Annotated in this window: 22 protein-coding genes; 1 reads left to right on the top strand and 21 read right to left on the bottom strand. The window is 51.1% G+C overall.

Going from position 1 to position 12,787, the window contains the following annotated elements:
• Positions 1-5: 5 nt before the first annotated feature.
• From rplF to rpsJ, 18 genes are all read right to left on the bottom strand, one after another.
• Positions 6-539, bottom strand: a complete 534-nt coding sequence (gene rplF, locus AC0T7J_RS16540) for a 50S ribosomal protein L6 (RefSeq protein WP_003850161.1) — start codon at positions 537-539, stop codon at positions 6-8.
• Between the two features lie 13 nt (positions 540-552).
• Complete coding sequence (gene rpsH / locus AC0T7J_RS16535) at positions 553-945, bottom strand: 30S ribosomal protein S8 (protein ID WP_003850158.1); 393 nt, start codon at positions 943-945, stop codon at positions 553-555.
• 32 nt (positions 946-977) lie between these two features.
• Entirely contained in the window at positions 978-1,283 is a 306-nt protein-coding gene (gene rpsN / locus AC0T7J_RS16530; protein ID WP_008927132.1) for a 30S ribosomal protein S14, read from the bottom strand.
• Between the two features lie 14 nt (positions 1,284-1,297).
• Positions 1,298-1,837: a 50S ribosomal protein L5 gene (gene rplE, locus AC0T7J_RS16525; protein WP_003850155.1), complete on the bottom strand. Its 540-nt coding sequence runs from the start codon at positions 1,835-1,837 to the stop codon at positions 1,298-1,300.
• 14 nt (positions 1,838-1,851) lie between these two features.
• Positions 1,852-2,166: a 50S ribosomal protein L24 gene (gene rplX / locus AC0T7J_RS16520; RefSeq protein ID WP_003850150.1), complete on the bottom strand. Its 315-nt coding sequence runs from the start codon at positions 2,164-2,166 to the stop codon at positions 1,852-1,854.
• A gap of 10 nt (positions 2,167-2,176) precedes the next feature.
• Positions 2,177-2,548, bottom strand: coding sequence for a 50S ribosomal protein L14 (gene rplN, locus AC0T7J_RS16515; protein WP_006120590.1), 372 nt, complete (start codon positions 2,546-2,548; stop codon positions 2,177-2,179).
• A 248-nt stretch (positions 2,549-2,796) separates the two neighbouring features.
• The gene (locus tag AC0T7J_RS16510; RefSeq protein WP_473795361.1) at positions 2,797-4,149 is read right to left on the bottom strand and encodes an 8-oxoguanine deaminase; all 1,353 of its coding nucleotides are present in this window, start codon (positions 4,147-4,149) and stop codon (positions 2,797-2,799) included.
• Between the two features lie 358 nt (positions 4,150-4,507).
• Positions 4,508-4,762, bottom strand: coding sequence for a 30S ribosomal protein S17 (rpsQ, locus tag AC0T7J_RS16505; protein WP_003850147.1), 255 nt, complete (start codon positions 4,760-4,762; stop codon positions 4,508-4,510).
• Positions 4,762-4,953 carry a 50S ribosomal protein L29 gene (gene rpmC / locus AC0T7J_RS16500; RefSeq protein ID WP_003850146.1) on the bottom strand — a complete coding sequence of 64 codons (192 nt, stop codon included), beginning with the start codon at positions 4,951-4,953 and terminating at the stop codon, positions 4,762-4,764. Before rpmC ends, rpsQ begins: the two co-directional genes overlap by 1 nt.
• Entirely contained in the window at positions 4,953-5,363 is a 411-nt protein-coding gene (gene rplP, locus AC0T7J_RS16495; protein WP_008927134.1) for a 50S ribosomal protein L16, read from the bottom strand. The genes rpmC and rplP overlap by 1 nt, the downstream gene beginning before the upstream one ends.
• A 12-nt stretch (positions 5,364-5,375) precedes the next feature.
• Positions 5,376-6,074: a 30S ribosomal protein S3 gene (gene rpsC, locus AC0T7J_RS16490; protein ID WP_009087585.1), complete on the bottom strand. Its 699-nt coding sequence runs from the start codon at positions 6,072-6,074 to the stop codon at positions 5,376-5,378.
• 17 nt (positions 6,075-6,091) lie between these two features.
• Positions 6,092-6,424, bottom strand: coding sequence for a 50S ribosomal protein L22 (rplV, locus tag AC0T7J_RS16485; RefSeq protein ID WP_008927136.1), 333 nt, complete (start codon positions 6,422-6,424; stop codon positions 6,092-6,094).
• Positions 6,425-6,437: 13 nt separating this feature from the next.
• The gene (gene rpsS / locus AC0T7J_RS16480; RefSeq protein ID WP_001138115.1) at positions 6,438-6,716 is read right to left on the bottom strand and encodes a 30S ribosomal protein S19; all 279 of its coding nucleotides are present in this window, start codon (positions 6,714-6,716) and stop codon (positions 6,438-6,440) included.
• A 16-nt stretch (positions 6,717-6,732) separates the two neighbouring features.
• Positions 6,733-7,554, bottom strand: coding sequence for a 50S ribosomal protein L2 (gene rplB / locus AC0T7J_RS16475; protein ID WP_008927137.1), 822 nt, complete (start codon positions 7,552-7,554; stop codon positions 6,733-6,735).
• Between the two features lie 17 nt (positions 7,555-7,571).
• Positions 7,572-7,874 (bottom strand): 50S ribosomal protein L23, encoded by a 303-nt coding sequence (gene rplW, locus AC0T7J_RS16470; RefSeq protein WP_003850708.1) that lies wholly within the window; start codon positions 7,872-7,874, stop codon positions 7,572-7,574.
• Positions 7,871-8,476 carry a 50S ribosomal protein L4 gene (gene rplD, locus AC0T7J_RS16465; protein ID WP_003850711.1) on the bottom strand — a complete coding sequence of 202 codons (606 nt, stop codon included), beginning with the start codon at positions 8,474-8,476 and terminating at the stop codon, positions 7,871-7,873. Before rplD ends, rplW begins: the two co-directional genes overlap by 4 nt.
• A 10-nt stretch (positions 8,477-8,486) precedes the next feature.
• Complete coding sequence (rplC, locus tag AC0T7J_RS16460) at positions 8,487-9,116, bottom strand: 50S ribosomal protein L3 (RefSeq protein WP_003850712.1); 630 nt, start codon at positions 9,114-9,116, stop codon at positions 8,487-8,489.
• Positions 9,117-9,148: 32 nt separating this feature from the next.
• Complete coding sequence (rpsJ, locus tag AC0T7J_RS16455; protein WP_001181005.1) at positions 9,149-9,460, bottom strand: 30S ribosomal protein S10; 312 nt, start codon at positions 9,458-9,460, stop codon at positions 9,149-9,151.
• A gap of 393 nt (positions 9,461-9,853) precedes the next feature.
• On the opposite strand from rpsJ, the gene AC0T7J_RS16450 reads away from it, so the two are divergent.
• Positions 9,854-10,627 (top strand): prepilin peptidase, encoded by a 774-nt coding sequence (locus AC0T7J_RS16450; RefSeq protein WP_473795360.1) that lies wholly within the window; start codon positions 9,854-9,856, stop codon positions 10,625-10,627.
• Here the strand turns inward: AC0T7J_RS16450 and bfr are convergent.
• The 3 genes from bfr to tuf all read right to left on the bottom strand — a co-directional run bounded on the left by bfr (position 10,614) and on the right by tuf (position 12,737).
• Positions 10,614-11,087, bottom strand: coding sequence for a bacterioferritin (bfr, locus tag AC0T7J_RS16445; RefSeq protein ID WP_010253012.1), 474 nt, complete (start codon positions 11,085-11,087; stop codon positions 10,614-10,616). The two genes, AC0T7J_RS16450 and bfr, sit on opposite strands and share 14 nt — an antisense overlap.
• A 100-nt stretch (positions 11,088-11,187) precedes the next feature.
• Complete coding sequence (gene bfd / locus AC0T7J_RS16440; protein WP_473795381.1) at positions 11,188-11,382, bottom strand: bacterioferritin-associated ferredoxin; 195 nt, start codon at positions 11,380-11,382, stop codon at positions 11,188-11,190.
• Positions 11,383-11,552: 170 nt separating this feature from the next.
• On the bottom strand, positions 11,553-12,737 hold the full coding sequence (gene tuf, locus AC0T7J_RS16435) for an elongation factor Tu (RefSeq protein WP_010253018.1): 1,185 nt from the start codon (positions 12,735-12,737) through the stop codon (positions 11,553-11,555).
• Positions 12,738-12,787: the final 50 nt, after the last annotated feature.

The following is a 12,787-nucleotide window of genomic DNA, read 5'->3' as shown; positions in this document are numbered from 1 at the left end:
TTACCTTACTTCTTCTTAGCCTCTTTGGTACGCACGACTTCGTCGGCGTAACGGACACCCTTGCCTTTATAAGGCTCAGGACGACGGTAGGCGCGCAAGTCCGCTGCAACCTGACCAATCAGCTGTTTATCAGCGCCTTTCAGCACGATCTCAGTCTGAGTTGGACATTCTGCAGTGATACCCGCGGGCAGCTGGTGATCGACTGGATGAGAAAAGCCCAGAGACAGGTTAACCACGTCGCCTTTAACGGCTGCACGATAACCTACACCAACCAGCTGCAGCTTCTTAGTGAAGCCTTCGGTAACACCGATTACCATTGCGTTCAGCAGCGCGCGAGAAGTACCCGCCTGCGCCCAGCCGTCAACGAAACCTTCGCGCGGAGCGAAAGTCAGAGCGTTGTCAGCATGCTTAACTTCAACAGCATCATTGATAGTACGAGTCAGCTCGCCGTTTTTACCTTTAATCGAAATTACCTGACCGTTGAGTTTTACCTCTACGCCGGCAGGAACAACGACAGGTGCTTTAGCAACACGAGACATATGTATCCTCCGATTACGCTACGTAGCAGATAATTTCGCCACCAAGACCTGCCTGGCGCGCTGCACGATCAGTCATGACACCTTTAGATGTAGAAACTACAGCGATGCCCATACCAGCCATTACCTTTGGCAGCTCATCTTTTTTCTTATAGATGCGCAGACCAGGACGGCTTACTCGCTGAATGCTTTCTACAACAGCTTTACCCTGGAAATACTTGAGAGTAAGTTCCAGTTCCAGCTTGATGTCGCCTTCGATTTTAAAATCTTCAATATATCCTTCTTCCTTCAGAACGTTGGCAATTGCCAATTTCAGCTTGGAGGAAGGCATGGTGACCGCAACTTTGTTTGCGGCCTGACCGTTACGGATACGGGTCAGCATATCCGCGATCGGATCTTGCATGCTCATCTGTGTTACTCCCGTGATTCAATTGGTGACAATTACCAGCTAGCCTTTTTCAGGCCCGGGATTTCACCGCGCATGGCGGCTTCGCGGACCTTGATACGGCTCAACCCAAACTTCCGCAGGAAACCGTGCGGACGACCTGTTTGACGGCAGCGGTTACGCTGACGCGAAGGGCTGGAATCACGCGGCAGACTCTGCAGCTTCAGAACAGCATCCCAACGATCTTCGTCGGAAGCGTTCACATCAGAGATGATCGCTTTCAGTTCAGCGCGTTTAGCGAAGAATTTGTCTGCTAATTTTGCACGCTTAACTTCGCGTGCTTTCATAGATTGCTTAGCCATTAAGTAACCCTACCTTACTTACGGAACGGGAAGTCAAAGGCAGCCAGCAGAGCACGGCCTTCATCATCAGATTTCGCAGTAGTGGTAATGGTGATATCCAAACCACGAACGCGATCGACTTTGTCGTAGTCGATTTCTGGGAAGATGATCTGCTCACGTACACCCATGCTGTAGTTGCCACGACCATCGAATGACTTAGCGGACAAGCCACGGAAGTCACGGATACGTGGAACAGCAATGGTGACCAGACGCTCAAAGAACTCCCACATGCGCTCGCCACGCAGAGTTACTTTACAGCCGATCGGATAGCCCTGACGGATTTTGAAGCCTGCAACTGATTTGCGTGCTTTGGTGACCAGCGGTTTTTGACCGGAGATTGCTGCCAGGTCAGCTGCTGCGTTATCCAGCAGTTTCTTGTCAGCGATCGCTTCACCAACACCCATGTTCAGGGTGATCTTCTCGACCCGAGGGACTTGCATGACAGAATTGTAGCCAAACTCTGTCATGAGTTTCTGGACTACTTCGTCTTTGTAGTAATCATGCAGTTTCGCCATCGTACTACTCCAAATTACTTGATAGTTTCGCTGTTAGACTTGAAGAAACGGACTTTTTTGCCGTCTTCGAATCTAAAGCCTACACGGTCAGCCTTACCAGTTGCCGCGTTGAACAGTGCAACGTTAGAAACCTGAATAGCAGCTTCTTTTTCAACGATGCCACCTGGTTGGTTCAGAGCCGGAACCGGCTTCTGATGTTTCTTCACCAGGTTGATACCTTCAACGATGACCTTACCAGAAGACAGGACATTCTTAACTTTACCGCGCTTACCTTTATCTTTACCGGTTAACACGATAACTTCGTCGTTACGACGGATTTTAGCTGCCATTGTTCGCTCCTTAGAGTACTTCTGGTGCCAGAGAGATAATTTTCATGAACTTTTCAGTACGAAGTTCACGAGTTACCGGCCCAAAAATACGCGTACCGATAGGCTGCTCACTGTTATTGTTCAGAATAACGCATGCATTACCATCGAAGCGAATGACAGAACCGTCCGGGCGACGAACACCCTTCCTGGTGCGCACCACTACCGCCTTCAGGACATCACCTTTTTTGACTTTACCACGCGGAATTGCTTCCTTGATGGTAACTTTGATGATGTCACCGACGCCTGCGTAGCGACGGTGCGAGCCACCCAGAACCTTGATACACATTACGCGACGTGCACCGGAGTTGTCGGCGACGTTCAGCATAGTCTGTTCTTGGATCATTTTAGTGCTCCGCTAATGTCAACTACTACTTCGGGACCTAAACCTCAGGTCGTTAGAAAGCCCCATAATTGAGGGCGCGGCATTGTAACACCGGTTCTCACAGATGGGTAGAAAAAATAAGCGGCTCTCAATCGAGCCGCTGATTTCCCCTGATGACAGGGAGGGCGTATTCTAGGGAATAGTGCGAACAGTAGCAAATGTAATCTGCCTTATTTTTCGTCGCCTCCTAAATAAAGTGCCCATCTGACTCAACCAGCCAGTTTCCTGGCCAGTTGGTTATGCTGACGCAGTACGGCTGGCAGTTCAATTCCCGCGAGTTGTCCACCCCGTACCCTGACTTTTCCGTTAATGATGCTATACGCAACCTGTCCCGGATTACAGAACACCAGGGCGGCGACAGGATCGTGCCCTGCCCCGGCAAGACCAATCCGGTTCAGGTCAAAAATGGCCAGATCGGCCATCATGCCTGGCGCAATGGTGCCCACATCATTGCGGTTAAGCACTTTAGCTCCACCTAGCGTCGCCAGTTCCAGCGCCTGACGTGCCGTCATCGCATCCGGGCCAAAGCCAACGCGTTGCAGCAGCATCGCCTGACGAACCTCGGCCATCATGTCTGAGCTGTCATTGGAGGCTGAGCCATCCACACCCATACCCACGTGTACGCCGGCATCACACATATGGCGTATCGGCGCAATACCGGAACCGAGACGCATGTTCGAGCAAGGACAGTGCGCGACGCCGGTACCGGTACGTGCAAAGAGTTCTATGCCATGCTGATCCAGTTTGACGCAGTGCGCATGCCAGACATCCGGTCCTACCCAGCCAAGGTCTTCAACATACTGTGCTGGTGTCATATTGAACTTTTCACGGCTATAACGAATATCGCTGTCGTTCTCCGCCAGATGAGTATGCATTGAGACGTTGAAGCTGCGTGCCATCGCAGCAGACTGCTTCATCAGCTCGCGGCTGACTGAGAACGGCGAACACGGCGCAACGACGATTCGTAACATCGAACCGTGGCTGTCATCATGGTAGCGCTCAATCACTCGCTGCGTATCTTTCAGAATTGCCGCTTCATTCTCTACCAGTGCATCGGGAGGTAAGCCGCCCAGGGATTTACCGACGCTCATGCTGCCCCGGCTCGCATGGAAACGCATGCCCATTAAGGCTGCAGCCTCAATACTGTCGTCAAGCTTACAGCCATTCGGGTAGACGTAGAGATGGTCACTGGTGGTGGTGCAGCCGGAGAGCATTAGCTCGGCCATGGAGATCTGTGTTGAGATATGAATCATCTCAGACGTCAAATTCTGCCACAGTGGATAGAGGTGGGTCAGCCAGTTAAAAAGCTCGCCGTTTTGCACGGCAGGAATAGCGCGGGTCAGGCTCTGATACATGTGGTGATGCGTATTGATCAGGCCAGGAATAACAATGTGTCCTCGCAGATCGATAATCTCATCCGCACTATCGGGTAACGATTCAGCCTCCCCGACTGCAACGATCTGATTTCCTTTTATCAGAACAGAAGCGTTACGTAGTTCCCGACGGTCGGCATCCATGCAGACCACGCATTCAGCATTCTTTAGTAACAGAGTTCGTTCCATGCTATTGCCTGTGAGTAGTGGTTGTGTGTTTCCCGATAATAGCGGCAAGCTTTTAGCAGAGCTAATCACAGGTAACGCAGCTAACAGTGGCAATTTTAACAGTGACCGGCGTAAGCGGTCATGACTCTCCATTTTCACGGCACATTTCCTTGTACAGTTATGATAACCCCGGCTTTTATAGCCTGGCGCTTTCAGGCCGCGTCGCCTGAAGAGAGACAGCTTAATCCTCGCAAGCCCCTGAATTTGTGAGCGCCATCAAATCCGCATTGCCACAGGCACAAATGGATCAAGCCCGAATTACAGGCAAAAAAAAACCCCCTGCCGAAGCAGAGGGTTTCCTCAGAAAAAACGATTCTTATTACAGAACAGCTTTCTCGATTACGCGAACCAGGGTCCAGGATTTAGTCTTGGACAGTGGACGGCATTCGCGGATTTCTACCACGTCACCAATTCCACATTCATTGTTCTCGTCATGGATGTGCAGCTTGGTCGTACGTTTAATGAATTTGCCGTAGATCGGGTGTTTCACGAAACGTTCGATAGCAACAACTGCAGATTTCTGCATTTTGTCACTTACTACACGACCCTGCAGAGTACGGATTTTATCGGTCATTACGAACCCGCCTTCTCAGTCAGTAAAGTCTTAACGCGTGCAACATCACGGCGAACCTGTTTCAGCAGATGAGTCTGCTGCAGTTGGCCAGATGCTGCCTGCATGCGCAGGTTAAATTGCTCACGCAGCAGATTAAGCAGCTCAGTGTTCAGCTCTTCAACGCTTTTTTCACGCAGCTCAGTTGCTTTCATTACATCACCGTCTTAGTTACAAAGGTGGTTTTGATAGGCAGTTTTGCTGCTGCCAGCTTGAATGCTTCACGGGCCAGCTCTTCTGGTACGCCGTCCATTTCATACAGGACTTTACCAGGCTGGATCAGGGCAACCCAATACTCTACGTTACCCTTACCTTTACCCATACGCACTTCCAGCGGCTTCTCGGTGATCGGTTTGTCCGGGAATACTCGGATCCAGATCTTACCTTGACGCTTAACTGCACGGGTCATAGCACGACGTGCTGCTTCGATCTGACGAGCAGTCAGACGACCACGGCCAACAGCTTTCAGACCGAAAGTACCGAAGCTGACATCCGTACCCGCAGCCAGACCGCGGTTACGGCCTTTGTGCACTTTACGGAATTTCGTACGCTTTGGTTGTAACATCAGCGACTCTCCTTACTTACGGCCTTTACGCTGCTGCTTTTTAGGTTGAGCAGCCGGTTCCGGTTGTTCAACAGCAGCCATACCACCCAGGATCTCACCTTTGAAGATCCATACCTTAACGCCGATTACACCATAAGTGGTGTGCGCTTCAGAGGTGTTGTAGTCAATGTCAGCACGCAGTGTGTGCAATGGCACGCGACCTTCACGATACCATTCGGTACGTGCGATCTCGGCGCCACCCAGACGGCCGCTAACTTCGACTTTAATACCCTTCGCGCCAAGACGCATGGCGTTCTGAACTGCACGCTTCATAGCACGACGGAACATCACACGACGCTCCAGCTGTGAAGTGATGCTGTCAGCTACCAGTTTCGCGTCCAGTTCCGGCTTGCGGACTTCGGCGATATTAATCTGTGCAGGAACGCCAGCGATATTCGCGACGACCGTGCGCAGTTTTTCTACATCTTCGCCTTTCTTACCGATAACGATGCCCGGACGAGCGGTGTGAATAGTCACACGGATGCTCTTCGCTGGACGCTCGATAACGATACGAGAGACAGATGCTTTAGCCAGTTCTTTAGTCAAAAACTGACGTACTTTAAAATCGCTGTCCAGGTTGTCAGCGAATTCTTTGGTGTTCGCAAACCAGGTAGAGTTCCATGGTTTTACAATACCCAGGCGAATACCATTAGGATGTACTTTCTGACCCATTGCTAGTCTCCAGAGTCTCAGCGATCGGACACAACCACAGTAATGTGGCTGGTGCGCTTCAGGATGCGATCTGCACGACCTTTGGCACGCGGCATAATGCGTTTCATGGTCGGACCTTCATCAACGAAAATTTTCGTGATTTTCAGATCGTCGATATCAGCGCCATCGTTGTGTTCGGCGTTAGCAATGGCAGATTCCAGAACTTTTTTGACCAGTACAGCCGCTTTCTTATTGGTGTAGGTCAAAATGTCCAGTGCCTGCGACACTTTCTTACCGCGAATCAGGTCAGCAACAAGGCGAACCTTCTGAGCAGAAGAACGAGCGTGGCGATGTTGAGCTAAAGTTTCCATCTCTTCCTCCTACTTATTTCTTCTTGGCTTTTTTATCAGCCGCGTGACCGCGATAAGTACGTGTCGGCGCGAATTCACCCAGTTTGTGACCAACCATTTCGTCGGAAACAAAGACAGGAACGTGCTGACGACCATTATGGACAGCGATGGTCAAACCGATCATGTTAGGAAAGATCGTTGAACGACGGGACCAAGTGCGCAAAGGCTTCTTGTCACCGCTTTCCACCGCTTTCTCTACCTTCTTCAGCAAGTGCAGGTCAATAAAAGGACCTTTCTTGAGAGAACGTGGCATGGCTTATCCTCTAATATTATTTGCTACGGCGACGTACGATAAACTTATCGGTACGCTTGTTGCTACGGGTCTTCTTACCTTTGGTCTGAACGCCCCACGGAGTTACCGGGTGCTTACCAAAGTTACGACCTTCACCACCACCGTGCGGGTGATCAACTGGGTTCATCGCGGTACCACGAACGGTAGGACGAACACCACGCCAACGGGCTGCACCAGCTTTACCCAGAACGCGCAGCATATGCTCAGCGTTGCCGACTTCGCCCAGTGTTGCGCGGCAGTCAGACTCGACTTTACGCATTTCACCTGAACGCAGACGCAGGGTAACGTAAGAACCTTCACGCGCAACGATCTGCACGTAAGCACCGGCTGAGCGAGCAATCTGACCGCCTTTGCCTGGTTTCATTTCTACGTTATGCACGGTTGAACCCACCGGGATGTTACGCATCGGCAGAGTGTTACCTGCTTTAATCGCAGCATCAACGCCAGATTGGATCTGGTCGCCGGCTTTCAGGCCTTTAGGGGCCAGGATGTAACGGCGCTCGCCGTCTTTGTACAGAACCAGTGCGATGTTCGCAGAGCGGTTCGGATCGTACTCAAGACGTTCAACAACTGCCGGGATACCGTCTTTGTTGCGTTTGAAGTCAACAATACGATAAGCCTGCTTGTGACCACCACCGATATGACGGGTAGTGATACGACCATTGTTGTTACGGCCACCGGATTTGCTGTTTTTTTCTACCAGCGGGGCAAATGGTTTGCCCTTGTGCAGCTCCGCGTTTACCACTTTAACTACATGGCGACGACCCGGAGATGTCGGTTTACATTTAACAACTGCCATTGTCTTTCTCCTCCGACTTACTCAGCGCCGCCAGCGAAGTCCAGATTCTGGCCTTCTTTCAGGGTGACGTAAGCTTTTTTCCAGTCGCTACGACGACCGATACGCTGTCCTTGACGCTTAACTTTGCCCTTAACTACCAGGGTGTTTACGTCTTTAACTTCTACTTCGAACAGTTTCTCAACAGCAGCAACGATCTCTGCTTTGGTCGCGTCATTAGCAACTTTGAGAACGATGGTATTGGTTTTTTCCATCGCGCTAGATGCTTTTTCAGATACGTGCGGCGCGCGCAGTACTTTCAGCAGACGTTCTTCACGGATCATGCCAGCATCTCCTCAACTTGCTTAACTGCATCAGCAGTCATAACGACTTTGTCGAAGGCGATCAGGCTAACTGGGTCGATACCGGATGCATCACGTACGTCAACCTTGTACAGGTTGCGCGCAGCCAGGAACAGATTCTCATCCAGTTCACCGGTGATGATCAGCACGTCTTCCAGAGCCATGTCTTTCAGTTTCTGTACCAGCAGCTTGGTTTTCGGTGCTTCTACAGCAAATGATTCGACAACGATCAGACGATCTTGACGTACCAGCTCGGACAGGATGCTTTTCAGCGCGCCGCGGTACATCTTTTTGTTAACTTTTTGACTGTGGTCCTGCGGCTTCGCAGCAAAGGTCACACCACCTGAACGCCAGATTGGGCTCTTTACAGAACCTGCACGCGCACGGCCGGTGCCTTTTTGACGCCATGGCTTTTTGCCTGAACCGGTTACTTCGGCGCGAGTTTTCTGCGCACGAGTACCCTGGCGGGCGCCAGATGCGTAAGCAACAACAACCTGGTGAACCAGCGCTTCGTTGAAATCACGACCGAAGGTAGTTTCGGAAACAGTCAGCGCGCTCTGCGCGTCTTTCAATACTAATTCCATTGCTATCCCCTTACGCCTTCACAGCTGGTTTAACGATCAGGTCGCTACCGGTAGCACCGGGAACTGCACCTTTAACCAGCAGCAGGTTGCGCTCAGCGTCAACACGTACTACGTCCAGACTCTGAACGGTTACGCGCTCATTACCCAGCTGACCTGCCATTTTCTTGCCTTTGAACACTTTGCCCGGAGTCTGGTTCTGACCGATAGAACCCGGAACGCGGTGAGACAAGGAGTTACCGTGAGTAGCGTCCTGGGTACGGAAGTTCCAGCGCTTAACGGTACCGGCGAAACCTTTACCTTTAGAGGTACCGGTTACGTCAACTTTCTTAACTTCAGCGAAAATCTCAACGCTGATGCTCTGACCTACAGAGTATTCTTCACCTTCAGCGGTGCGGAATTCCCACAGGCCACGGCCAGCTTCAACGCCAGCTTTAGCAAAATGACCAGCTTCAGGTTTGGTCACACGGTTTGCTTTTTTAGCACCGGTGGTAACCTGAATTGCCTGGTAACCATCGTTTTCCAGGCCTTTGACCTGAGTAACGCGGTTCGCTTCAACTTCGATTACGGTGACGGGGATAGAAACGCCATCTTCAGTGAAGATGCGGGTCATGCCCACTTTTTTACCGACTAAACCAATCATTGTTTCAACCTCTCAATCGCTCGATGACCTGATTAACCCAGGCTGATCTGCACGTCAACACCGGCAGCCAGATCCAGACGCATCAGAGCATCAACGGTTTTTTCAGTTGGCTCAACGATGTCTACCAGACGCTTGTGAGTGCGGATTTCGTACTGATCACGCGCATCTTTGTTAACGTGCGGAGAGATCAGAACGGTAAAACGCTCTTTGCGGGTTGGCAGCGGGATTGGACCACGAACCTGCGCACCAGTGCGCTTGGCGGTCTCAACGATTTCCGCGGTTGATTGATCGATCAGACGATGATCAAACGCTTTAAGACGGATACGGATTCTTTGGTTCTGCATGAGACCAGAGCTCCAAACTTTTTATAGACGAAAAAAATTACTACTCGAGCCCATTACGATTGATGGGAGAGTGTAATCGTTCAGCATATAACTCCACAATTGGGAGTATTGTCAGGCGGCCTATATTTCAGCCGTCTGCGATTCTGCTCGAATCGCGCCTGCAATATCTGCAGGCCCGCGCATTATACGTAAATCTGTTCAGGAAGCAACCCGTGTTGAAGTTTTACCCATTAAATTGTGGCTGGTTAGTGAGGCGTACTTCGCATTGCACTGCCGTATCGCTGATAAATCAGTTAGTCCGTTGTGAGTCTGTTTCCGCTGTTCTTAATCCACAGATGACACAGAACCCATTGCCGACGAGAGTGCATCTAACCTTTCGTCCGGAGCATAAACATGTTGCCCACTCTGATAACTCACATTGCTGCACTCGCAGGCGGCGGTGCATTGGGAAGCTTTCTTTCGCTGACCTGCCAGCGCTTCACCCCCGACCTCTCACCCGCTCAATGGTTTGCCCTACTCTGCTTTCCGGGTTCGCACTGTAATCATTGCCAGCAGCGCCTGCTGTGGCGCGATGCGCTGCCGTTAATAAGCTGGCCAGGTTTAAAAGGGCGGTGTCGCTTCTGTCATCACGCGTTCGGCGCAGAAAGTTTTGTCATTGAATGGCTGTTCGCCCTTCTGTGCCTGCTGGTGTTGCAGAGCTTTGACCACTCTGCGGAGGCTATTTTTATTATTACTGCCTCCGGCCTCTTGCTGCTCGTGGCAGCCATCGATCGCCGCCACTTCTGTATACCTGACCCGCTCAATTATCTGCTGCTCTGGTCCGGATTACTCCATGCCACGCTGTCCGGAACCGAAACAACGGCGATAGGGGGTGCTCTGACGGGCTACTGTGCGTTGTGGCTGCTCGCGTGGAGCTATCGGCAGATGCGGGGGTACGAAGGGTTAGGCTATGGCGATATCAAGCTCTTCGCAGCGTTAGGTGCCTGCTGTGGCTGGCAGACATTACCCTGGATTGCGCTGGGTGCCACCGTTATGGCGCTGACGTCGATTGTGATGCTACAACTGCGGGGTTTTATTCAGGGGGACAGCCCGCTGCCGTTTGGCCCTTTCCTGGCCATTGCGGGCTGGGTAACGATAGTGCTGCAGACCCGATTCACTCTTGTTTGATTTGAGCCTGCAGATAGTTCTGGATGCCCATTTTCTGGATTAACTCAAGTTCCGTCTCGATCCAGTCAATGTGATGTTCCTCATCAGCCAGGATTTCAATCATCATGTCACGGCTGACATAGTCATGCACTTTGTCAGCATAGGAGATGGCTTCACGAAGGTCTTTCGCACCCTCCAGCTCCAGATTCAGGTCTGAACTCAGCATCTCCTCAACATCTTCACCGATACGGAGCCGTCCCAGATCCTGAAGGTTTGGGATCCCTTCAAGGAAAAGAATACGCTCTATATATTTATCGGCATGTTTCATTTCATCGATTGATTCATGGTACTCAACGTCATTGAGGCGCGTCAGACCCCAGTTTTTGAACATGCGCGCATGCAGAAAGTACTGATTGATAGCAACCAGTTCATTTCCAAGCAGTTTGTTGAGATGACTGATAACTTTGATATCGCCCTTCATTGTTAACCCTCCGCGTCTGGTTTATTAGAGCGTAGATGCGGTTAAAAAGAAGTCAAAAAAACGCGACAGATATTGTGGGTATTCACGCACCGATCATCGGTCAGGCTATCTCTTTGTAGAGTGGTGCATGCTGCAGCTCTTCATCCATAATTTCACGCGCAGCACGAATGCATTTGCCGCATTGCTTGCCGACCGGCACAAGCTGGCGCAGTTGCTGAATAGATTTGGGCTGATAGCGACGCACGACTTCACGAAGGGTTTTATCACTGATGGCATTACACAGGCAGACGTACATTGATTCATCACTCGGGTACATTTTCTGTACACAGTGTAAATGCGAATCGTTTTTATTTCAAACCCACCCTTTGCAGGGTTATGGCGTTTTCAGAGCAAAAAAAAGAGCACCGAAGTGCTCTTTTTACTGTGTTGCAGTGGCCATTTACACGGCCACAGCAGATATCACAATTAAGCGATAACTTTAGCAACTACACCCGCGCCAACGGTACGGCCACCTTCGCGGATTGCGAAGCGCAGACCTTCGTCCATTGCGATTGGGTGGATCAGGGTAACAACCATTTTGATGTTGTCGCCTGGCATGACCATCTCAACGCCTTCTGGCAGCTCTACTGAGCCGGTTACGTCAGTTGTACGGAAGTAGAACTGTGGACGATAGCCTTTGAAGAACGGAGTATGGCGACCACCTTCGTCTTTAGACAGAACGTAAACTTCTGACTCGAACTGGGTGTGCGGCTTGATTGAGCCTGGCTTAGCCAGAACCTGGCCACGCTGGATGTCTTCACGCTTGATACCGCGCAGCAGAACACCACAGTTTTCGCCTGCCTGACCCTGGTCCAGCAGCTTACGGAACATCTCAACACCGGTACAGGTTGATTTCACAGTATCTTTGATACCCACGATTTCAACTTCGTCGCCGACTTTAACGATGCCGCGCTCAACACGACCGGTAACAACGGTACCACGGCCAGAGATTGAGAATACGTCTTCGATTGGCAGCAGGAACGGCATGTCGATCGCACGCTGAGGCTCTGGGATATAGTTGTCCAGATGCTCAGCCAGTTCGATGATTTTCGCTTCCCACTCTGGGTTGCCTTCCAGCGCTTTCAGAGCAGAACCACGAACGATTGGAGTGTCGTCGCCTGGGAAGTCATATGCTGACAGCAGGTCACGAACTTCCATCTCTACCAGTTCCAGCAGCTCTTCATCATCAACCATGTCACACTTGTTCAGGAACACGATGATGTAAGGAACGCCAACCTGACGGCCCAGCAGGATGTGCTCACGGGTCTGTGGCATTGGGCCATCAGTCGCAGCAACAACCAGGATCGCGCCGTCCATCTGCGCAGCACCGGTGATCATGTTTTTCACATAGTCGGCGTGGCCTGGGCAGTCAACGTGCGCATAGTGGCGAGTCGGGGTTTCATACTCAACGTGTGAAGTGTTGATGGTGATACCACGTGCTTTCTCTTCTGGTGCGTTATCGATCTGATCGAATGCACGAGCCTGGCCGCCGTAAGTTTTAGACAGTACGGTGGTGATAGCTGCAGTCAGGGTGGTTTTACCGTGGTCGACGTGACCGATGGTGCCCACGTTTACGTGCAGTTTGTTACGCTGAAATTGCTCTTTCGCCATGGCGATAATTCCTTACGTTGTGCCTTCACCATCTGGGTGAAGGCATCAGT

It is taken from the genome of Pantoea sp. E956-1 (assembly GCF_982223955.1).
Note: the sequence above shows the minus strand (reverse complement) of the source record. Positions and strands in the feature narration are given on the sequence as shown.